Raw genomic sequence first — 21,703 nt, 5'->3', positions numbered from 1 at the left:
TATATCTCATTCATTATCAATGAATGTAAAATTTCCGCTATACCCTTAAATCTGCACGGGTAAATTAGAAAAAGACTACGCCATAGTAATTATTTTTTAAAGAAAACCCAGGCAAAATAAATAAGAATACTTTTCAGGTTTATTCTGATTCGATTGCATACTTTCAGCCACTAAACATAAAAATGGAAAATAATAAATTGAGCATAGCAAAATCTGTTTTATCAAATAATCAATTTTTTATTATCGGTATAAAAAACTTACTCAGTAAAGAGCTTCTCAACGACTACTATACAATTCTCGATCTTGATAACATCCCTCATACTGAGGGTAAAAAAATGATCAAAAAAGACAAAGAGATTATTGCTTTCGCCTCTAACGATTTATCGTCTTTAAAGGCCGAAAGTTTTGGGTCAATTCCTGTGTTAGATAAACGATGCAGTGTTAAAAATATACTAAGTTATTTCATGCTTAAAAATCAATCCGGTATTTATCATGCAACTATAGTACTGACGAAAAGAGAGAGAGAAATTCTCTATTGGTTAAGAAAAGGTATCAGTCATGATGAAATATCCAATAAACTCAATATTAAAAGTAAAACAATATATACATACAGAAGAAACATCATGAAAAAACTGGGCTGTGAAAACCGTATTGATTTTCAAAAGCAACTATTAAGAACTCAATAAAAAACGTTAACTTTCATTGTTCTTAACAACTAAATATCTGTTCACATAAAAATAACATCCTTATACATTTCACATCCTTTTACATACAGATAAATATGAAAAACCTGCGTTCTGAAAAAGTAACCTGAAGAATATTATTATTACTTACTACACCATGGGCATGGTTTTATTTTAAATAACCACGCCACATTCAAAATACCTGTTAAACATAGTATCTCATGGCAGAGTAAGCAGAAATATAACAACCGTCCATATTCAATGCATCAGAGAAACATACCAGCATTTACTTATGAGTATAAATGCCGGGAAAAAACCATAGCAATGTTTTACCGGTGAAATTGAATGCTGACACAGAGAGATCTGGTTATTAAAAACATAAGACAAGTCATTTTTTAAACAATCTAACTAATACATGGTGTTGATGCAGGTAAATTTACCATTCAGATTAAAAAGATAGAACCTAAAGTTCAAAAAATTACAAAAAACCAAAAAAAATAACATAGTTAACATAAAAAAAAGAAATATCAGCGCATAAAAAAATTAAATGAAAAGTAAATAAGAATAATCTTTTTTAAAATAATAAAATCAATTGGTTTCAATTATTAACGATGACCCGAACGATAGTCATAATCTTCTTGTGGTTTTATGACTTGGGTCATTTTCTTAGAAATCTGGCAACCAGAGATGATCGAAGCGATCGAAAACCCTACTGGGTTCCCTGAATTTTTAACGAGGAGTTTCATTATAATGATGTGATGGACATCCCTCCCCCCATCTGCGGTAGTCAATAAACCCACTGGTGTTCCCTCATATCCCCCTCTCTGAAACATCAATCCGAAGCCATGGAGGTGACAAATGAAACGCATTGCACCGGAGCGTCAGCCTTGTAACACAGGCAAAATGGTTACCGCCCTGTAATATGACCGTGACAGCCGTTATACAGATGGAAGGAATATCGGAAGCGACTCTCTATAACAGACGTAATCAGGCTAAATCAGAGGGGGACATATCGGTGGCAAAAGTGTATACGCTGACCATAACCAGCAGATCAGCGTTCAGAGTACGGTGAGTTAATCCGTTAGTGCTTGTGCGTGTTTTTCACACTATCCACTGTTTTCTTGAAGCTGGCTGTTTTATCTGCTTCACAAGCCTGTATGACCAATGGGGTCAACGTTTGAATACCGTCAACGTCCAGGACAGCATCTTCAGGCTTATCTTTATTATTTAATGCTTCACTGAAACCAACTGCCACAGGCTGAAAAGTTGAGTCAATATCCAGAAACTCTTCACATGTCCAGTTGTTAACAGGCTTTTTCTGATCGGCTGCCTGCGACATTGCAGGGATGATGAGTGATACGCCAAGAATAATACCAAGTACTTTTTTCATTTCAAACACCCTCATTTATCTGAATAAAAATCGAACAATGGATTTTTGTATCGCTTTTTATTTATAGCCAAATTCGGTCAATTTGCCATAAAAAATGACTCTTCAGCGTTTAAAAGACGACAAAATAGAGTCTCTGACAGAATGTCAGCCCTCAAGCAGCCTGCTCATTAAGGAACTGACTGGCTGCTTGCAAGGCTGATACACAGGTTTTTAATTCAGATCGTTGAGAATAAATTTTGCCAGCCTTTGCTCTAGTCTGTGTTTTTCGCTGCGCAGAGAATTATTGTCATCCAGCAAGGTGAGCACAATTGCGATACCCGGCCAGTCTAGCGCCAGTTCACGACGCAACCGTACGGCGCGATGCACAATCACAACATCATTATCGACAAATATCCAATGTCTGGTTGATGTTAGCTGTGGCTCAATGACGCCAAGACCCACAATTTCTAACAGATCTTCCTCCGACACCCCAGTACAGAAACAGAACTCACTGACATTATGGGTCGTCACAGTTATTTCAGTCATTATACTTTCCCCCACTTTTCACGTGGATCAAAGGATGTTTGTGCTTCAGCTAATGTTTTCCAGTACTCTGCAATTTTTTCATCAGGTTTTGGCGGCATGACTATTTTAATCACAGCATATAAATCACCAGTCTGGTGTTTATTCACTAACCCTTTACCCTGGATACGTAAGCGTTGTCCCGCCTGACTACCTGCTGGGATCGTTAAGCGAATACTGTCTTTCAAAGTAGGCAGTGTGACCTTCGTACCCAGCGCCGCTTCCCACGGAGCAAGTGGCAAAACAATTTCCAGGTCATGCCCAATAATATCAAACAGCGGATGGGGTGCCATACGAATGATAAGCCATAAATCTCCGTTAGGTCCGCCATTTTCCCCGGCGGTTCCCTGGCCTTTGAGACGAATTCGTTGCCCGTCCACGACACCTGCGGGAATAGTGACATTGAGTGTTTTCGCCGTTTCCTGGGTCACTCGGCCAAACATATCGTAAACAGGTAATTTAAAACTGATCGGCCGTTTGTGTGCTTCCAGTGTTTCTTCAAGGAATACGGCAACTTCTATTTCAACATCATGTCCACGTGACTGTTGTTGACGGGCCTGCTGCGCCCCCCGACGGCCAAAAATGGAGGAAAAAATATCATCAAAGTCTTCCGGACTATGATAATTCTGGCCAGGCTGCTCCTGACGGCTATACTGCCCAAACCCGGGATCATTGCGGTGCTCCCAGAGTTGATCATACTCAGCACGACGCTTATCATCGCTAAGAACTTCCCATGCCTCAGCAATCTCTTTGAAACGTTCTTCCGCATCCCCCTCTTTGCTGACATCTGGGTGGTATTTCCGCGCCAGACGGCGATAAGCGGTTTTGATAGTCTTCAGACTATCTGTGCGCTGCACGCCCATGATGGCATAATAATCCTTTAATTCCATATTGTTATCTCGCATTTCTCAGATTTACAGAACAAATTATCAGCGTAGAATTCACCCTTAAGTGTAGGATAAATGACGCAATGTAGTGGGAATAATCTCTGCTGAAGTGCCTTTACTCTACCCAGCAAAGTACTTAATTATCGACATAATACGTTCTATGATTAAAGCTACCGGGGAAGATGGTGTCCCCCATAACCGTGCCCTGTTGCCATGATGCACCAGAAATTGACCAGGTCAAATAGCCACTCGGATTAACATGCTATTCTGTTAACGGTCCGGTGTTAACCACCACACCAGACATTCGCCCATTAACCTTCTATCACGTCTCGTTAACCCCTGACGGGAAGGCTGATGACTAGTTTTAACTGTTACAGTGACAGTCGTATTTGTGTAAGGCTTCTGCTATGAGTGAGAAAAGTACAGTACAAGACGCTCCTTTCGGTACATTGTTAGGTTATGCTCCTGGCGGTGTGGCTATTTACTCTTCTGATTATGACTCTCTGGAAAATGCAGACCGTCTGGATGACTCTGAATTCCGCCACTATCTGGATAATGAATATATGGGTTATAAGTGGCAATGTGTTGAATTTGCACGCCGCTTTCTCTATCTCAATTACGGCACTATCCTGACCGATGTCAGAATGGCCTACGAAATATTTTCTCTCAGGTATCTGCGTCAGGTCGTGAATGATAATTTGTTGCCACTTCAGGCATTTGCCAATGGTAGTGAACGCTCACCTCAGACTGGTGCATTACTTATCTGGCAGGAAGGCGGGGAATTTTCGCATACGGGTCATGTCGCCATTATTACTCAAGTTCTCAGCGATAGTGTACGTATTGCAGAACAAAATGTTATTCATCATCATTTGCCAGAAGGACAGCAATGGACTCGTGAATTACCATTGCAAAAACACGAAGGTAAGTACTTTATACAGGACACATTCGACGATACGGAAATCTTAGGCTGGATGATTCAGACGGCGGATACGACTCACAGTTTACCCCAGCCAGAAGTACCAGCTCCCTACCTTGCAATTCATGAAATAGAAGTACCACGCAAAGGGCAACTTGAAGGAACCTGGCTTAATGACGAGGATCCTCTGGAGCACGCTTATATACAGGCAAATGGCGGTTGCTCCATTAATGACAACCCGTACCGCTATCTGACCATTTCCCGAAGTGCTGAACAAGAGCTGATCCACGCCACGAATGAAATGCACTTAATGTACTTACACGCCACTGACAAGGTGATGAAAGACGATAATCTGTTAGCATTATTCGATATTCCAGAAACTCTCTGGCCTCGTTTGCGTCTTTCCTGGCAGCGTCGTCGTCACCATATGATCACAGGCCGTATTGATTTTTGTATGGATGATCGTGGCCTTAAAGTCTATGAATACAATGCTGACTCTGCTTCTTGCCATGCGGAAACAGGGTTAATACTCGGTAAATGGGCTGAACAGGCGGGCAACATACCAGGGCGTGATCCCGGTAAATACTTATTAGATATGCTGGCAGAGGCCTGGAAACACAGTGATGCTTGTCCGTTTGTACATATCCTTCAGGATAATGATGCTGAAGAGAGTTATCATGCTCAGTTTATGCAGCGGGCACTGACCAAAGCAGGCTTTGAGAGCAAGATCATTCATGGTTTTACAGAATTACGCTGGGATAAAAGCGGCCAGTTAGTTGATGCTGAACAGCGTCCGGTGACTTGTGTCTGGAAGACATGGGCCTGGGAAACAGCTCTTGACCAGCTACGGGAAGAGAGTGAGGCGGAACATGCCGGAGTTCCGATTCGCACAGGACATCCGGAAGATAGCGTGCGGTTAATCGATGTACTGCTACGCCCTGAAGTCATGGTTTTTGAACCATTATGGACGGTCATTCCAAGTAATAAGGCTATTTTACCGGTACTATGGTCTTTGTTCCCGCATCACCGTTATTTGCTGGATGCAGATTTCTCTTTAAACGCAGAGCTGGAAAAAACCGGTTATGCTGTCAAGCCTATCGCCGGCCGATGTGGCAGTAATATCGGCCTGATTAACCATGAAGATCAGGTTATTGATAAAACCCTCGGTAAATTTGATACCCAAAAAAATATCTACCAGCAACTCTGGTGCCTGCCAAAAGTCGGTGAGCGCTATGTTCAGTTGTGTACCTTTACCGTTGGTGGCCATTATGGGGGCGTCTGCGTACGTTCAGAAAAAGGGCTGGTGATCAAAAAAGAAAGTGATATTGACCCATTACGTGTCATTGATGACGAAAACTATTTATAAATAATAGCGCGTCATTAATTACTTTCTGAGGTGTGTCGTTTATTCTACACGACACACCTCCCCCACAACATTCAGTGTAATACATCCCTATTGGAATATGAAAGGGAGAATGAGAATAAGAAAAGGGAGAATGAGAATAAGAAAAGGCATAATGAAAGGCTAGTATTATTATAATTAACCAAAGCATCATACAGGGTATTTACAACTTATTATAAGGAATATAAATATTCAGGATGAACATCCCCCTGGCCTGCTGAAGCATTTACCCCCTATTATCTTTAAGAAATATGGGGTTATACAGTGATGGAAACATGTATCTTCCCCCTCTGAGAGGGGTAAGCATAACTCATTGAATGACAAGTTAAATACCTTAGATTATCCTTTTAAAAATAAGCCATCGGTGCTGCAAAGAAGAGCGCCAGGTAAATTTATAAGAACATATTCAGGCCACAAATATGGGGAGTGAGCGCCACGCGTGTAATATCGAAATATGGGCTAAAACAGATTCCTGACGGAATTATTTTTTATCCATGCTTTATTAACCACTCGGCATAGCGTTCCGGCCACTCTATCGTTGCGGTACCTGGTCTTCCCATACCAAAACCATGCCCACCATTCGGGTAACGATACATTTCAACCGGGACATGTTCTCGCTGACAAGCAGCGAACATAATTAATGAATTATGCGGATCCGAGACCGGATCATCCTCAGCCTGAACCAGGAAAAAAGGTGGGGCATCTGGGGTAACATACTGTTGCACTGACCAGGCTGTATTCTCAGCCGTGGAAGCATTTTTCCCGACGAGAACGCGGTGTGTCGAAGTATGGGTGTAAGGTGCTTCCAGGGTAATTACCGGGTAAATTAGCGCGGCCGCATCAGCAGATGCGGGAATTAAATCCAGCTTGTCGCGTGCCGGATAAGAGTGAAAATCAGGCCGGGTCACCGCCATTCCCAATAAATGCGCCCCCGCAGAAAATCCCAGAACACTGACACGTTTTTCACGCTCTCGAACTATTCTTAAAGCACGCTGGGCATCCTGGAGTGAGACCATTGCCCCATCATACCAGCCCTCAGTCGGTAAGCGATAACTGAGGACATAAGCAGTATAGCCTCTGTCAACCAGCCAGTTAGCTGCAGGCAAAGACTCCTTACCCGTTTGAATCTGCTTGTAGCCACCGCCGCCAGCAATCAATACCCCATGCCCATTAGGTTTATCAGGCGACAGCACACTCAGCATCGGCATGGCAATATGACGCTGTGCACCAGCAGCTGAAGTATGCATACTGCCACCAGGGCCGCCTCCCCCAGGAGGCTCCCCTGACCATAAGGGGATTTCCTGCCATTGTCTATGGCTGGTGGCAGCCCATAAAAAACGGGATTGCAGAGTCACCATTGAGCTGGCAAGCAGTGTTAAAAAATGACGGCGATTCATAATATGATTATCCTCTTCGAGGAATGGAAGGTAGTACATTAGATAAAATCAGAGAATAGATAATTTGTTGTAAGTTGTTTCATTATAAAAATCCCCATGACCAATATGGACACTATTCTCTGAATCGGCCATAAACTTTTTACCTGTTAATTCAGTCAGAATTCGGCATTACGAACCCAGGCCAGCACAACGATTCCTTATCGGGGCGGATAAAAATGAAGTTTACAGGTGCCACAGGGTGAATTTTCTGTATTATTGGTCTTTTCAGCTGACTTCTGTTAGATAATCAGGATGCCGATAAAAAAGACTGATGTATTTTTTATAAAAGAATGCCAGATGAAATATACCGTACATATTAAAATTACCGTTAACAATATAATCAGTCATTATTATTTTATAGTAATGACTGATTAACAATTACATTATTCTGACATTGTTATCAGCAGGTATCTTGCTGTTTCTCACATTGTCGCTACATCAAAAACAATCGGGGCAATAAACTCCACTCTACCATCAATCAACACGCTTTCCGGAGGCGGCGGAAAAGGTGCAGCACGATAAATAGTGGCCAACGCTTCTTTATCGAGGATCTTACTTCCTGATGACGTCTGCAGTGTTGCACTAACAATCGCACCATCACGGTTAAGGGCCACTTGAATATGTGACACCCCCGTTGATCGGAAGCGCATGGCCTCTCTGGGATAACGTTTGACCTTTCCCAGACGCTGGTGAACTTCGCTATGCCAGCTCTGCTGACCACTCACCGCTACCGATGCACTACTGGTAAAGGTGGCACTGTTTTTTTCGGTGCTTCCGGATGCGGGGACTGACGTTACCGCAGCCTCCAGAATACTTTCAGGTGCCTCTTCCTGCACCTTTCTGACCGGTTGTATTTTCTTTTTTTGCAGCGGTTTTTTTTCGCTCACATGCGCTAAATTACCGTTTTCCACCACCGGTGTTTTCGGTAACTTTTCCATTTCATGTACCGGATCTGGCAAAACTTCCTCCCGGTTTGCCATTTGTTGCTTAGGTGCATGATTAATTTCAGCTTCCGTTTGTTGCTCTAGCTGATAATTTCCGATCTCAATAGGAATCGCCGGTGGTAATACACCTGTTACTGGATTCGCAGTAGTTAAGTAACCAATAAACATCAGGGCAAGCATCCCATGGAAAAGCACACTTAAAAATACGCTACCCAGCGGAGGAAACAAAGAACGCTCTGACATTTCCGCGATACTGCTCATAACCAACAGCCTCATGACTTTATTTTTTGCGAATTATAGGCATAATACAAAAAAAAATGATATTCCATAAAGCCATTATTAAATAAATGGTCAATCTTATTATCAAAGCAACCTGAGCAGATTTTTCATTCGCATTTTCACAATGCGCTTTAACTTTTCGATACCAATAAAATGACTATTGATAAATCTTTTGCCCATAAAATCAGTGGTGCATATCAGTCAACATATAGCCAGCTGGTGCGTTTTTTTCGCAACCGGTTAGGTAACAGCAATGATGCTGATGATTTATCACAGGATGTGTTTACCCTCTGGCTTCACCGTAAATCAGACACCCCGATTAAAGAAAGTCGGGCCTATTTATTTAAAATCGCCAATAACGTGCTGATTGATCACTGGCGGCGTAATCAGCGGAAAAACTGCAATGAAATTGATGTCGAAGAGAGTCAGCTGGAGAGTCAGGCGAGCATTGCTCAAAGTGATCCCAGTGAAATACTTGAGCAACAGCAGCGAATCCAAAAATTGACTGAAGCCATTGCATTACTTCCTCCTCGTCGTAGGGAGGCTTTTGTCCTCTACCGTTTTGATGGCCTATCACAAAGTGAGATTGCTGAACGCATGGAAATTTCAGTAAGTATGGTAGAAAAGCATATCGCTGCTGCATTAGTTCACTGTAAAAATCATCTTGCTAATAAGAGTAGTAATCCGTCATGACCGACCGGCATTCCTCCCATACAGAGGCAACTGACACCATTGATGAACAGGCTTCTTTGTGGTTTACCCGAAGACATGGCCAGCGAATGAGCAGCGCTGACTTGCGTCAGTTTGAACACTGGTTAAATGCCTCCCCTGAACATGCAAGAGCCTATGAATCCATTGCCAGTATATGGCGAGAATTTGATGCCATGCCAAAACCCACGATGGAAACATCGTCCGTACGCAAGACGCTGTTCCCCCCACTTTGGCGTCTGTTAGGACACAGCCTTGCGGCCATATTCATCGCCACCATTTTATTATTACCTTACAGTAAGTTGCCAGCATTGCTCTTCAACAACATGACGTTAGTCGCTACTGATAATCCGAAGGAAGTAACACTGCCTGATGGTAGCCAAGTCTTTCTTAATAATAAAACACGTCTCCGTGTTGCTTATGAAACCACAGAGCGTCACATCTATCTCGATGAAGGTGCGGCCTATTTCAAAGTGAAGTCTAACCCCTACCGCCCGTTTATTATTCAGGCCGATGAACGGCGTATCACTGTCGTGGGAACCCAGTTTGAAGTACGCCATTTTCAGCATCAGGTCGCGGTAAGTGTCAGTCAAGGAGTCGTCAATTTTCAGACGGGTGAACAGCAAAAGCCACAGTATTTATTGGCAGGCGACAGTGCAGTAAGTCCGGAAGCCAATAGCGCAATAACACGCAGTCGAGTCGATCCTCAAGAGGTGGCAAGCTGGCGTTTTGGTGAATTAATTTTTACCGATAAACCACTGGCAGAAATACTCAACCAGCTTAAGCCCTATTCCCCTTTCGAGGTGGAGTTATCCCCCCCTTCACTGGCTCACCGCAAAATATCCGGGCGCATCGATTTACACCAGCCTGAGAGTTTTTTCCAGGCATTACCTCAGCTTCTTCCTGTACAAGTGGTGTATAAAGATAAAAATAATCTGTTAATTATCAATAACAAAAATAATAAATGAAAATTATTTTTATTTACATGTGAGGATAATTCTCATTTCCCTATCTTCTTAAGCAGTGATTCATTTTTGGTGGCTCGTTTTAGCACTATTTTGCGCCTCTGTTTAAGAACTAGGGAAATCTATGTCCATTCACGTTACTCACAAACGGCTCACGCCCCTTGCTTTTTTGATTGCATTCAGCAGTTCAACAGCGCTTGCCCAGGACGTTACTTTTGACCTTCCGGAACAAGCGCTGGCAACATCGATAGCACAAGTTAGCCGTCAGGGACAAATTCACCTACTGTATAACCAAAAACAGCTTGATGGGTTACGTGCCCCTGCTCTTTCCGGTAATTACACCCCACAAACCGCATTACAAAAAATACTCATTGGTAGTGGACTGGAATTAGTCAGCGAAAATGACGTGTATGTGATTCGCCAGCAAAATATTGGTCAAAATACGTTGGTTCTTCCCGCCACTCAGGTCTCTGGTGTTACTCAGGCTAACCCTGCTACGGATATCATGTCAGCACCTCAGTATGTCACCTCCGAAGAGATACGCCAGCGTAATACCGGTGATGGTAATATCACCGATTTAATGAAAACCAACCCCGCGGTACAGTTTGCCAATAACGATAGTAACTCAATGAATCAGGGGGAAATTAAGCCCTCACGCATTTCGATTCATGGTTCAAGTAGCTATCAAAATGCCTATCGTCTGGATGGTGTCAGTTTTAACAACGACTTTGACCCGGCGGATAATGGCCTGGGGGAAACGGCGTCTCGTCTTAGCAGTAGCGATCAGGGGATTTATATTGATAGCCGCCTTATCGATAGTATGTCGGTCTATGACAATAACATTCCTGTCGAATTTGGCGGCTTTACCGGTGGTACTGTCGATGTCTCAACCCGTCGCTGGCAGGGGGAAGACAGCGCCCATGCTTATTATCGTTTAACCCGTTCAGGCTGGAACCATTTGTTCAACGATTCGCAACAGGGTATTGATTCATCAAAAAATGATGTTTCACGTCCTGCCCGTTTTCAGAACCGTTACAATAAAAATGATTTTGGTGGCTGGTTTGAATTAGGGGTTAGCGAAAACTCAGGGATCGTCTTCTCTGCTTCGCGCCGTAATTCAAATATTCCCATGACATTGACCGGGGGGCTATCAGCGATTCTGGATAGTAACAACGATGTGAAACTGGTGGATTTTAATTCAGGTAACAAGCAACAGCATCGAACCTCTGATAACTACTTTCTGAAATATTCACTTAACGCCTCGGACAGAACAACATTCGATTTATCAACTAACTATGCTACATACGATAGTTATATGTTTTCTTCTAATGTGATGAACTCGGCTTACAATACCAAGCATAACGGGCTGGGGATTACCGGGGTACTAAAACATAAATTTGATATTGGCCAACTGGAAATCACGGCCAACAGCCAGGATCTCAAAGATGACCGTAAAAATGAACAAAAATATGCCCTGACTCTGCGGGCTTTTGATGAAGACTGGAATACGCTGGAACTTAATAGTGGCGGTTTAGGTGACTTAGTTACTCGACAAAAGAATAACAGTCTTAAAACGGTTATGCGTTTTGACTCAATGGAGGATGGTTCAGGCCTGACGCACAGCCCAACGCTCGGCGGTGAACTTGCCTATACCAAAGGAACGTTTAAACGGGATGAGGACTATTATCGGTATACCTACCAAGGGACAATCGATAAAAAAACGGATATTTATTATGGTTCACTGGATTACATAACACGCTTTCGTTCAGGTGAATATTCTGCGGACTACACTAGCTATGCCTTATTCCTCGATGACAATATTGAGTTTGGTAAGCTGACTCTGCGCCCAGGTGTGCGCCTGGATCGTGATGATTTTGTTAATCAAACCAATGTCGCACCACGCTTATCCGGCGTTTATGATGTGTTTGGTGACAGCCATACGCAAATTATTGCCGGCGCAAACCGTTACTATGGCCGTTCAATGCTGACCTATGCCTTATATGGCGCCCAAAATGGGGGGATGCAAAACTGTTACTACTGTTCAGAAAATCCCGATGATGATGAATGGGATAATAAAAAAGACTATGAAGGGATGGACACCCTTAAGACCCCTTACAACGATGAGTTAACGCTTGCACTGCAGCAAGATATTCTGTCAACAACCTGGCGGCTACAGTATGTCCATCGCGAAGGTTATGACGAAGTAAGGACCCGCACAAAATATAATACCCGGGATACAGATAAACGTAGTATTCGTGTCTACGATAACGGAGGGCGTAGTTCCCATGATACGGTTACCTTGTCCGTCAGAAATAGCCAGCCTTGGGAATGGGCACGGGCTTCCCACGTTATGAATGCCTCACTGAGCTGGCAAGAATCAAAAAGTAATACCCCAAAAGATACGGGCTATAACGATTTTGAGTCAAATAACCAGATCAATCTGAACAAAGTATGGTACGACGGCAAAGTGATCGATGCCACTCAACTGCCCTCAACCAGCTTTAATTCCCCTTTTAAAATTAACCTCGAACTAACCAGTGTCTGGGATGAATACAATGTGACTTGGTATAACCGCCTCCAGTGGTGGGGCTCACGTCACCAGGCCATTCGTGATGATGAGAGCAGCTATTCAGATCCTGAATATGGCTTACTGCGCAAATATACCAGGCAAAACTTTGCCAGCAAATACACCTGGGATACCCGCATTGGCTGGAAGCCTGACTTTGCCTATGGTTTCGGCTTCTCCGTTGAAGTTAACAACGTGCTGAATAATAAAAATGTGGCGGACGTCTTCCCATTCGATGGCAAAACGTTGAAGTCATATGATCCAGGCCGTCAATTCTGGTTACAGGTTAATTACGATTTATAAGTTCCCATATAAAGCAATGTGATCCTCTGGAATAAAACTGAATTAACGTCATGAAGACATTGAAACAATTTTTCTACTTAGTTAAACCTTTTTTAGGGCAGCGTGCTGCCCTTTACTGCTGGGTTCTGCTCCTGGCCTCCCTGACCCTGACACTCTCCTCCGTCTGGTTCAATGTACAAATGAACATGTGGAACGGAGATTTTTATAACGCTCTGCAAAAGCTGGACGGTCAGGCGCTTTACGGTTTGCTACAGCATTTTGTCGTACTGGTCAGTGGGCTGATTTTCGTCGTTGTGATGGGTAACTACCTCAAGCAGATGTTGATCATTCGCTGGCGAAAAGGCATGACGGCGCAAATTCTGAGTTACTGGCTGTCGCCCCATAGTAAACATTATATGTTGCGACTCACCGCCCAGGAACCGGACAACCCCGACCAGCGTATTGCAGAAGATATTCGATTATTAATCGAATCAACATTAAACCTGTTGGTTACCTTCCTGCATTCGGCTCTGACACTGGTTTCCTTTGCGGCCATTCTCTGGACGCTTTCCGGCAGCCTCAGTATTGAGTTTGCCGGGCACACCTGGACCATTGCCGGGTATATGTTTTGGGCCTGTATCATCTATACCCTCGTCGGCATTGTCCTCACCCAGTGGATTGGTTTCCCGCTGCGACGTTTGCATATGGAGAAACAACGTCGGGAGGCAGACTACCGCAGTATGCTTATTAGCTGCCGTCAGCATGGGGATGCCATTGCCGGACAACGCGGTGAAAATCAGGACAAACGAGAATTGATGCAGCGTTTTAGTGAAATCATCAAAAACTGGAATCAGCTTATTCGTAATGAACGTAATCTGTCGTTTTACACCGTTGGCTATCAGCAGGTCACCGCCCTGGCTCCCGTGCTCCTGGCACTGCCTAAATTTCTCGCTGGGGAGATAATGTTAGGGGGACTGATGCAACTGCGTCAGGCGTTTAGCAGTGTAGCCACATCGTTGGGATGGTTCATTTTCGCCTATAAAGAAATTGCTGCCTGGCAAGCTACGGTATCCCGTCTGTACAACTTTGTCGTACTGTTAGAAAACGATAACGCGGCAAAAGCAAAAGTCACGGAAAATGATTCCCCACTCCGAGCCTCACTGACAGTAACAACAGCCGATAATAGCTGCTTAATACCTTCCGTTAGCCTTGCCATTCAGCCTGGTGAGCTACTGCTGATCTCAGGCCGTTCAGGCATCGGTAAATCAACGTTATTACGCACACTAAGTGGCCACTGGCCTTATTTCAGTGGCGACATCATTCGCACGCCAGATCTCATGTGGATCCCACAACGTCTCTACTTACCGGTCAGTCGACTGGATAACTTACTGGCTTACCCTCGTGATGCCACCCAATTTAGCGAGCGCGATTTACAACACGCACTCACTAAAGTCGGCCTGGAGAAATTGCATCATCAGCTCCCGTTAGAGGCTGACTGGGGTAACCGCCTTTCTGGCGGCGAACAGCAACGAATAATGTTCGCCCGTTTGCTACTCAATCGCCCCAGACTACTGTTGCTGGATGAAACAACCTCTGCACTGGATGAAGCCAGCGCACTGGAATTATTAGAGAAACTAAAAATCGAACTACGGGACAGTGCCATTATTCTGGTCAGCCATCAGCGTTTTCTGTCGTCGTTAGCCGATAACACGTTACGTCTCGGCTATCAGCCTGACGCCTCACCTTTAACCTCAGGAATACCTGAATATGTTGCGTAAATTTATCGTCCTGACCCTCTGTGGTATTGCTCTGACTGGCTGTGTGCCCAACACATCTACCCTACCTGCGTCCGGGGCAGAAAACCAAAACAGTCTGTTGCCCGTGCGCAATAATCTGCAGCATTTCACCCTGGATAATGGCTTACAAGTCTATTTATTGCCGCGTAGCCAGCCTGGTGTCGAATTGCGGTTACTGGTGAAAAGTGGTTCAGTACAAGAAAATGAACAGCAACTTGGCCTGGCGCACTTCACCGAGCATATGGCCTTTAAAGGAACATTGCATTTCCCGGGTACCACAGGTTTCAGGCAGTTAGAACAGCAAGGGTTCAAGCTAGGCAGCCATGTTAATGCGGCCACCAGTCTGAATTCGACCCTGTATCAGCTCTCTTTACCGGAGGCCACGCCCAGCCAAGTGTCTACCGGCTTACAAATAATGTCCGACTGGGCTTCAAACCTGAGCTTTGATCAACAGGCTTTCGACACCGAGCGCCCCGTTATTATAGAAGAATGGCGACTGCGTCAGGGAGTAGGATTCCGCATTAATGATAGCCTGGAAAAATTACGTTATCACGGTAGCCGTTACGCTGAACGTAACCCCATTGGGTCCCTGGATATTGTGAGAAAAGCGCCAATTGAACAGGCCATTCAGTACTATAAAACCTGGTATCAACCACAACGCATGGTGCTGGTTTTAATGGGTGACTTCAATGCCTCTGCGGTACACAAAGAAATCGATACTCTCTTTTCTTCGCCCAGAGTCAGCGCCCCTTCCACAGATGATCCTGACTGGAAGAAATTTAACCACACTACTCAAATGTTGGTGCAGCCTATCTTCGATAAAGAACAGGGGCAGCGGTTTATTCAGTTTGCCCTGCAAAAAGATATAGCAGCACCATTGAATACTCGCCAGGGACAATATGATGACTTACTGGATAGCCTGTGGCTGGCCATTCTGAATCAGCGTTTCTCAGTCCTGGTCGATAACGGTGTACTGCCTTCCATCAGTATTAATGAGCAAGGTTCAATGCTGGATAATCGCCGTTTACAGCAATTAATGATAGTCCACCCAAAAGGGGATGATTATTCCGGTGCTACGCAAGTGTTATTCACCGAACTCCAGCGCCTTGCGACCGAGCCTGTCACCCAACAGGAACTGAAAACGGTCAGACAAGCTATCCTGAAAAAACTCAGCCAACAAGCCGCAACAGAGCAGCGTTACGGGAATGACTATCTGGCGGGGCAACTCACGACGGCATTGCAGTTTGATATGCCAATGTGGAACAAACGTCAGCAGTTAGATACAACATATCAGCTCATTAAGAACGTGAAACCACAGGACGTGCAACAGCATGTGGCAAAATTTTTAACCCTTGCATCCCCACGTCTGGCGCTGATTGGCCCGGATAGTGATGCCGTGAAAGTAAACAGTGATAAGTTTGCCAGCCAATGGCAACAAACACGCGAGACGTCACCGGGCCCCTTCACCAGTCGCTCGCAGAGCATCAGTTTGCAACTACCATCCCCCGCAAAAGGAAGTGTTATCGCACAAAAAACGCTGCCAGTAGAAAAAACGGAACAATGGCAGTTAAGTAATGGTATTAACGTCATCGTGAAGGCAGATAAAAACTTAAAAGACGATGTTCAACTCAAACTACAGTTGCCAGGGGGCCGTTCATTAGAAACACGGCATACTGCCGGTCTGACTGACTGGGCTCTGAAACTGCCTGAAACCAGTGGCTATGGTCAATATAGCGCTCGTGAGCTGGCATTACTGGCTAAACAAAATCAAATTACTCTACGCCCTTACAGTGAACTTCTTACCCATGGTTTCAGGGCTAAAACTCCCGTGGATAGTCTGGGAACAACCTTGCAACTCTTGTATCTCAAGCTAACCGCACCACAGTTTAGCGGTGATAAGCTGGAACAACAGAAACAAGCCTTTGCATTGAGCCAATCAAAAGTACCAGTAGAGCGGACTTTCCTCGATAGCATCAATAAAGAAAGCTATAACAACGGTGAGTTGTTGGTCATTAATCCTCAGGGGGGGTGGCGTAATTTCACGGCGCAGCAGTTACAGCAGGCTAACCGCCAGTTACTGACATCAACAGCCGATATGACACTGGTGATAAGCGGCGCGATTAATACCCGGGAGCTGAAACCGCTACTGGAGCAATGGGTCGGTTCTCTGCCAGCTAAGAATGGACAACTTGCCTGGCAGGATCAGGGGATCACGCCCAAAATGAGCACGATGAGCCATCATTACCCGATCAGTAGTAGTGATAAGAGTATGGTCAGTATGCAATTTTCTGCACCTGCTCAATGGACACAAAAAGACCAACTAGCCCTACAATTACTGGACTCCATAGTAAGTCAGCGCTTACGTTCAGAGTTGCGCGAAAAAGCGAGTGGTATTTACGCACTCAGTTTTTCACAAATGCTGGTTAAAAAACCAACGCCTTACTACTCTGCACGCTTAAACTTCACCACGTCACCCCAGCGTACTGAAGAGCTGAGTCAAATTGCTCAAACAACGCTGCGAAAAATTCATCAGGTGGGTATCAGTGAAAAAGAGTTAAAAGAAGCAAAAAATATGTGGGTGACTGAAAATTCACAAGGAATAGACAGCTCGGGCTACTGGACGGAGGCTTTGGCACAGATTGCCGCTGACGATGCTCAATACCAGCGGCTGAACCAGGAAAATTCGATTATTAGCCAGCTAACTGTGGATGATATTAATAAACTGACTAAAGAGTATGTAGGGAAAAATCAGAAAGTTTTTACCATGACACCTTAGTAGTCTGTTGGTCTCCTGATACAGAAAATCAGGCAAGCTCGACAATCTGACGGTTCTTCATCACTCTTAAGGCTCCAGCAGGAGCCTTAACGCTTTCTAGTGAACGGAGCTTTTTGACAACAAGTTAATGATCATGACACCAACGCAGATAAAACTGATACCCACAATGGCAGGAAGGTCCAATTTTTGCCCACTGAAGATCCAGCCCGCCAGACTGATCAAAACGATCCCAACTCCCGACCATATTGCATAAGCAATACCTGTGGGCATATGACCAAGCACCTGGGATAACATATAGAAAGAAACACCGTATAACGCTAATGATCCCAGTGTAAACCCAAGTTTTGTTGAGCCTTCAGAAAATCTCAGCAGGGTAGTTGCAATCACTTCAGTCACAATAGCCACGCCTAAAAAAACATATGTATTCATAAAGTTATCTCTACCACCGCATTAAGGTATTTTGACTGTAACCCGTTAAAGTTATTTATTTGATTTTAACGAGAGTCAAATGAATCTATATTGATTCATTTTGTACTAATATGATACAAATATCCACAGAATAATTTACAGCAGTATGACAGGTTTTTAATTTATGGTGACGCTAAAAATAGAGAGTGAACTCGCGAATAAACTGGCCTTGTCTTTGAGCCAAAAACCGCGAGCAAACCTCCAGCAGCTGGCTACGATGGTCGGAATAAGTAAAGCAACACTGTATAGAATCGTTCCAACCCGGGAGCAGCTGGTCGCAACCTTGCAACAACAGGCAGAACAACATATTACCGATTCATTACTGATGGCTGACCTCTCGGTGCCCCCCTATTTAGACGCATTAAGCCGTTTTATTAAGCATATCTTACTCAAAAAAGAGTTATACATTTTTTGGACCATCTCACTCGGGATGAACTCAGATTACGGCCATGTATCAACCGCACATCACTCTGCTACCATGTTTTTAGTCAGTCCATTAGAAGCATTTTTTTTAAAAGGACAACAAGCAGGCATTTTCAGAATCGATATGCCCGCAGTCTGGCTTGCCAAAACCCTGGACTACCTTGTGTATGCGGCTGCCGACTCGTCCCTGCGTGGGGAAATTGCTTCTTTAAAGTCCGTTGAATTAGTTGAAAAAATGTTTATTGCTGGTGCCACAACGACTGAACCTCATTAGGTGATAATATTCGATTACGGAATACCGCTATCATCAGGTAACACACTCTATTAGGGACAGGTATCAAACCCCATGATCTGGATAATACTGGCTACACTGCTTGTCGTTTTCATTATTGGTTTCAGAATATTAACATCAGGAACCCGGCGCGCCATTCGTCGCCTGAGTGAACGTTTAGGTATTAGTCTCATCACTGTCGAATCAATGGTAGACCAAATGGGGAAGCATCCTGGTGATGAGTTTTTGCAATACTTACATCGCCCTAATGAATCCCATCTGCAAAATGCTGCGCAAGTCCTGCTGATCTGGCAAGGGGTGATGATTGAGGGTAGTCAGCAAAATTTACAGCACTGGTATCGTTTACTGAAAAAAAGTCGTCTTGCCGCACCGATAACTGATGCACAACTGCGCCTGGCGTTAGGATTTCTGCGCGAAATGGATCTAGAAATGCAGGATATCAGAGACTTTCAGGCACGTTACAATGCCTTATTCCAGCCTGAAGATAGCGTTGTCTGGCTGCATTAATCCCGATGCAACCAGCGCTATTCTGATGCAGATAAAACATCACACCGTCAGCGTAAACTCCTGCTGTAACCAGTATTTGACCTGCTGAATGTCCTCCCGTCCGCTTTTCTGCTGACTCGTGACAAAATAATAATTCCCTCCGGGTAGGCTACCAGGAAGCGCAATATGTAATAACCCTTGAGAAAGGGCGTGCTGGATCAGTAATTCACTTGCCAGTAATACACCCTGCCCACCTATAGCCGCATGAATAGCATGCGTCTCATCATCAAAACGAATTCCAGACTGAATGGACAAGTTAGCCGGGCCAAAAGCCGCCTGCCAATGATACCAGTCCGGCTCCGGGGCCGGTATATGTCGATTTTCAATGTGAAAGAGTGTGAATTGCGCTAAATCCTCCGGGCTCTGGAGCACCAATTGTGGGCTGGCTACCAGCACAAAGCGATCCTGGTAAAGCAAAGTACTGTCGAGAGACTCATCCGCCTGCATACTATAGCGAATGGCACAGTCAGCCATGGGACCATGAACATCAACCAAATCAGTGCTGCTGTGCAGTCGTAACGCCAGCCCGGGATACTGGTGATGAAGATGCGGCAAGCGCGGAACAAGCCAGTTAGTGAGAAAATTAGATGTGGTACTCAGGGTCAGTGTATCCGTCTCACGGCTATTTTGTATTGTGTTTACCGCTTCACGTAACGTAGTGAATATCGAGCCTGATGCCCGAAGCAGGATCTCTCCTGCCTCCGTCAGCACGACCCCCCTGGCAGAACGAATAAATAGTCGCTGTTTGAGTGACTCTTCCAGCGCGCGAATTTGATGGCTGATCGCTGTTGCAGTGACGCCAATCTCCTCTGCTGCGGCTTTAAAACTGGCATGGCGGGCAACCGCATCAAAGACACGAATGGCGGTTAAAGGTGGTAAGCGTTGTTGTTTCATGGATGAATTTAGCTCATATTATGCTGAATTATATGACTTTGATCTGCTTTATATGTAGGGCGTAGTCTATTTATCACTATCAAGAATAGATGAATATTTCTCATTGCATACTATAAAACAGGAAAATATTATGGCGCAACTCCCCTGCCCGGCGTCCCGATCATCTGTGTCTCTTTTGCCTTTGCTCGCACCGTGCATCGCCCAGGCACTGATCGCACTGGACTACGCCAGTATATATGTGGCCTTGCCAGCGCTGACACATCAGCTGGCGCTCTCCACGAGTGAAATGCAGTGGGTAATCTCTGTGTATGGGCTCAGTTTTGCTGCGTTGTTATTACTGGGTGGAAGCTTGTGTGACCGTCTGGGAGCAAGACTGGTTTTTACTGCAGGGATTTCAGTATTTTTACTGGCCTCAATGCTTGGTGGCATGGCTACTGATGTCATGCCGCTACTGATTGCCAGAAGCGGACAAGGCCTGGGAGCAGCAATGCTACAACCCGCAGTGATGGCGTTAATCGCTCAGAACTTCCAGGGTAAATCACATAACCGGGCTCTGGCTATATGGGGGGCGACAGGGGCATTGGGGCTCGTTTCTGGTGTGATGCTGGGCGGAATACTGACAGCAGTAAGCTGGCGTATGATCTTTTTCATTAATGTTCCACCGGGATTACTGGCGTTATGGTTGGTAAGACGCCACTATCTGCCAATACATACGCGGGAAATCACATCCACGTTGGGCATCGGCGCTCTGATGGGGTGTGCTGCAGCAGGTTCCTGCGTCTGGGCTCTGATGCGTTACTCAGATACGGGCGTCGCGGATTTTTTGGCGAATCGAGTAGCTTGCGTGATGTTACTGTTGTTTATTTTTCACGAACGTTATGCTGCCGAGCCTCTACTGTCCCGCACACTACGCCAGATTCCCGGACTGCAAACAGGCTGGCTATGCAGCGCACTCTATATGGCAAGTGTCGGCAGTCAGTTCTATGTAATGACTTTACTATGGCAACAGATGTTCAGTCTGGATACGATTCGTACCGGTTTGCTCTTTACCCCACTGGCACTGCTAATCGTGGTGGGCAATATTATCTATAGCCGACTCAGTGCACGTTTTACCCACGCCCGGTTGTTAATGGCAGGGTTCGCCTGTGCAGGCATAGGGTTAAAGCTACTTTCTGTTGCGTTGACTGATTCATTTTCACTCACTGTTATCACCGGTCTTGCACTGAGTGGCCTTGGTCATGGACTTATCTACCCGGCGATGTTTGCGGTGGGATTAACCAATGTCCCTCTGGCACAACAAGGGCGTGCCAGTGCACTCATGATAACCAGCCAATATATGTCGGGCGCTGTGACGCTAGCCATTATCTCGGTATTACTTGGTGTTGCACCTGCTTTCAATGACTGGTCAAGCGTGTTTGATCTACTCAGTGCCCTGGCATTTATCGGGATGATGGTTGCTATCTGACCTCACGGGATGACCGTACAAAGA

17 protein-coding genes are annotated in these 21,703 nt (G+C 44.9%); 10 read left to right on the top strand and 7 right to left on the bottom strand.

What is annotated here, in order from left to right; all coding sequences use genetic code 11:
- Positions 1-182 precede the first annotated feature (182 nt).
- Complete coding sequence (locus JK154_RS13725) at positions 183-686, top strand: helix-turn-helix transcriptional regulator (protein ID WP_211993121.1); 504 nt, start codon at positions 183-185, stop codon at positions 684-686.
- Between the two features lie 1,078 nt (positions 687-1,764).
- On the opposite strand, the gene hdeA is transcribed toward JK154_RS13725, so the two are convergent.
- The 3 genes from hdeA to cbpA all read right to left on the bottom strand — a co-directional run bounded on the left by hdeA (position 1,765) and on the right by cbpA (position 3,524).
- Positions 1,765-2,073, bottom strand: coding sequence for an acid-activated periplasmic chaperone HdeA (gene hdeA, locus JK154_RS13720; protein ID WP_211993120.1), 309 nt, complete (start codon positions 2,071-2,073; stop codon positions 1,765-1,767).
- Between the two features lie 210 nt (positions 2,074-2,283).
- Positions 2,284-2,598 carry a chaperone modulator CbpM gene (locus tag JK154_RS13715; protein WP_211993119.1) on the bottom strand — a complete coding sequence of 105 codons (315 nt, stop codon included), beginning with the start codon at positions 2,596-2,598 and terminating at the stop codon, positions 2,284-2,286.
- Positions 2,598-3,524: a curved DNA-binding protein gene (gene cbpA / locus JK154_RS13710; RefSeq protein ID WP_211993118.1), complete on the bottom strand. Its 927-nt coding sequence runs from the start codon at positions 3,522-3,524 to the stop codon at positions 2,598-2,600. Before cbpA ends, JK154_RS13715 begins: the two co-directional genes overlap by 1 nt.
- Positions 3,525-3,928: 404 nt before the next feature.
- Here cbpA and gss point away from each other — a divergent pair, with 404 nt between their 5' ends.
- Complete coding sequence (gene gss / locus JK154_RS13705) at positions 3,929-5,803, top strand: bifunctional glutathionylspermidine amidase/synthase (protein WP_211993117.1); 1,875 nt, start codon at positions 3,929-3,931, stop codon at positions 5,801-5,803.
- Positions 5,804-6,327: 524 nt separating this feature from the next.
- Here the strand turns inward: gss and JK154_RS13700 are convergent.
- Together JK154_RS13700 and JK154_RS13695 are read right to left on the bottom strand one after the other, a co-directional pair.
- On the bottom strand, positions 6,328-7,236 hold the full coding sequence (locus tag JK154_RS13700; protein WP_211993116.1) for an alpha/beta hydrolase: 909 nt from the start codon (positions 7,234-7,236) through the stop codon (positions 6,328-6,330).
- Positions 7,237-7,697: 461 nt separating this feature from the next.
- Entirely contained in the window at positions 7,698-8,480 is a 783-nt protein-coding gene (locus JK154_RS13695; protein WP_211993115.1) for an energy transducer TonB, read from the bottom strand.
- Positions 8,481-8,651: 171 nt separating this feature from the next.
- Between JK154_RS13695 and JK154_RS13690 the strand changes: the two genes are divergently transcribed.
- The 5 genes from JK154_RS13690 (at position 8,652) to JK154_RS13670 (ending at position 17,591) form a co-directional block, all read left to right on the top strand.
- Positions 8,652-9,191: an RNA polymerase sigma factor gene (locus JK154_RS13690; RefSeq protein WP_211993114.1), complete on the top strand. Its 540-nt coding sequence runs from the start codon at positions 8,652-8,654 to the stop codon at positions 9,189-9,191.
- Positions 9,188-10,174, top strand: coding sequence for a FecR domain-containing protein (locus JK154_RS13685; RefSeq protein ID WP_211993113.1), 987 nt, complete (start codon positions 9,188-9,190; stop codon positions 10,172-10,174). The genes JK154_RS13690 and JK154_RS13685 overlap by 4 nt, the downstream gene beginning before the upstream one ends.
- Positions 10,175-10,295: 121 nt before the next feature.
- The gene (locus JK154_RS13680) at positions 10,296-13,040 is read left to right on the top strand and encodes a TonB-dependent receptor (RefSeq protein WP_211993112.1); all 2,745 of its coding nucleotides are present in this window, start codon (positions 10,296-10,298) and stop codon (positions 13,038-13,040) included.
- A 50-nt stretch (positions 13,041-13,090) separates the two neighbouring features.
- Positions 13,091-14,797 carry an ABC transporter ATP-binding protein/permease gene (locus JK154_RS13675; RefSeq protein WP_211993111.1) on the top strand — a complete coding sequence of 569 codons (1,707 nt, stop codon included), beginning with the start codon at positions 13,091-13,093 and terminating at the stop codon, positions 14,795-14,797.
- Complete coding sequence (locus tag JK154_RS13670) at positions 14,787-17,591, top strand: insulinase family protein (RefSeq protein ID WP_211993110.1); 2,805 nt, start codon at positions 14,787-14,789, stop codon at positions 17,589-17,591. Before JK154_RS13675 ends, JK154_RS13670 begins: the two co-directional genes overlap by 11 nt.
- 96 nt (positions 17,592-17,687) lie before the next feature.
- Here the strand turns inward: JK154_RS13670 and JK154_RS13665 are convergent, their stop codons facing one another.
- Positions 17,688-18,020 carry an SMR family transporter gene (locus tag JK154_RS13665; RefSeq protein WP_211993109.1) on the bottom strand — a complete coding sequence of 111 codons (333 nt, stop codon included), beginning with the start codon at positions 18,018-18,020 and terminating at the stop codon, positions 17,688-17,690.
- Between the two features lie 163 nt (positions 18,021-18,183).
- On the opposite strand from JK154_RS13665, the gene JK154_RS13660 reads away from it, so the two are divergent.
- Positions 18,184-18,756 (top strand): TetR/AcrR family transcriptional regulator, encoded by a 573-nt coding sequence (locus JK154_RS13660; protein WP_211993108.1) that lies wholly within the window; start codon positions 18,184-18,186, stop codon positions 18,754-18,756.
- A gap of 72 nt (positions 18,757-18,828) precedes the next feature.
- Complete coding sequence (locus tag JK154_RS13655; RefSeq protein ID WP_211993107.1) at positions 18,829-19,281, top strand: DUF1198 family protein; 453 nt, start codon at positions 18,829-18,831, stop codon at positions 19,279-19,281.
- A 39-nt stretch (positions 19,282-19,320) separates the two neighbouring features.
- Here the strand turns inward: JK154_RS13655 and JK154_RS13650 are convergent, their stop codons facing one another.
- The gene (locus JK154_RS13650; protein WP_211993106.1) at positions 19,321-20,214 is read right to left on the bottom strand and encodes a LysR substrate-binding domain-containing protein; all 894 of its coding nucleotides are present in this window, start codon (positions 20,212-20,214) and stop codon (positions 19,321-19,323) included.
- 130 nt (positions 20,215-20,344) lie between these two features.
- Here JK154_RS13650 and JK154_RS13645 point away from each other — a divergent pair, with 130 nt between their 5' ends.
- The gene (locus JK154_RS13645; RefSeq protein ID WP_211993105.1) at positions 20,345-21,679 is read left to right on the top strand and encodes an MFS transporter; all 1,335 of its coding nucleotides are present in this window, start codon (positions 20,345-20,347) and stop codon (positions 21,677-21,679) included.
- Positions 21,680-21,703: the final 24 nt, after the last annotated feature.

Origin of the sequence: Citrobacter sp. JGM124, assembly GCF_018257795.1 — a bacterium.
In the GTDB taxonomy this organism is placed as follows: domain Bacteria; phylum Pseudomonadota; class Gammaproteobacteria; order Enterobacterales; family Enterobacteriaceae; genus JGM124.
Note: the sequence above shows the minus strand (reverse complement) of the source record. Positions and strands in the feature narration are given on the sequence as shown.

What these genes read in the sequence shown, in the direction of transcription:
- JK154_RS13680 (WP_211993112.1), top strand. Translation starts at nt 10,296, where the DNA reads ATGTCCATTCACGTTACTCACAAACGGCTCACGCCCCTTGCTTTTTTG.
- gss (WP_211993117.1), top strand. Translation starts at nt 3,929, where the DNA reads ATGAGTGAGAAAAGTACAGTACAAGACGCTCCTTTCGGTACATTGTTA.
- JK154_RS13700 (WP_211993116.1), bottom strand. Translation starts at nt 7,236, where the DNA reads ATGAATCGCCGTCATTTTTTAACACTGCTTGCCAGCTCAATGGTGACT.
- JK154_RS13660 (WP_211993108.1), top strand. Translation starts at nt 18,184, where the DNA reads ATGGTGACGCTAAAAATAGAGAGTGAACTCGCGAATAAACTGGCCTTG.
- hdeA (WP_211993120.1), bottom strand. Translation starts at nt 2,073, where the DNA reads ATGAAAAAAGTACTTGGTATTATTCTTGGCGTATCACTCATCATCCCT.
- JK154_RS13665 (WP_211993109.1), bottom strand. Translation starts at nt 18,020, where the DNA reads ATGAATACATATGTTTTTTTAGGCGTGGCTATTGTGACTGAAGTGATT.
- JK154_RS13695 (WP_211993115.1), bottom strand. Translation starts at nt 8,480, where the DNA reads ATGAGCAGTATCGCGGAAATGTCAGAGCGTTCTTTGTTTCCTCCGCTG.
- JK154_RS13645 (WP_211993105.1), top strand. Translation starts at nt 20,345, where the DNA reads ATGGCGCAACTCCCCTGCCCGGCGTCCCGATCATCTGTGTCTCTTTTG.
- JK154_RS13675 (WP_211993111.1), top strand. Translation starts at nt 13,091, where the DNA reads ATGAAGACATTGAAACAATTTTTCTACTTAGTTAAACCTTTTTTAGGG.
- JK154_RS13685 (WP_211993113.1), top strand. Translation starts at nt 9,188, where the DNA reads ATGACCGACCGGCATTCCTCCCATACAGAGGCAACTGACACCATTGAT.
- JK154_RS13650 (WP_211993106.1), bottom strand. Translation starts at nt 20,214, where the DNA reads ATGAAACAACAACGCTTACCACCTTTAACCGCCATTCGTGTCTTTGAT.
- JK154_RS13715 (WP_211993119.1), bottom strand. Translation starts at nt 2,598, where the DNA reads ATGACTGAAATAACTGTGACGACCCATAATGTCAGTGAGTTCTGTTTC.
- cbpA (WP_211993118.1), bottom strand. Translation starts at nt 3,524, where the DNA reads ATGGAATTAAAGGATTATTATGCCATCATGGGCGTGCAGCGCACAGAT.
- JK154_RS13670 (WP_211993110.1), top strand. Translation starts at nt 14,787, where the DNA reads ATGTTGCGTAAATTTATCGTCCTGACCCTCTGTGGTATTGCTCTGACT.
- JK154_RS13655 (WP_211993107.1), top strand. Translation starts at nt 18,829, where the DNA reads ATGATCTGGATAATACTGGCTACACTGCTTGTCGTTTTCATTATTGGT.
- JK154_RS13690 (WP_211993114.1), top strand. Translation starts at nt 8,652, where the DNA reads ATGACTATTGATAAATCTTTTGCCCATAAAATCAGTGGTGCATATCAG.
- JK154_RS13725 (WP_211993121.1), top strand. Translation starts at nt 183, where the DNA reads ATGGAAAATAATAAATTGAGCATAGCAAAATCTGTTTTATCAAATAAT.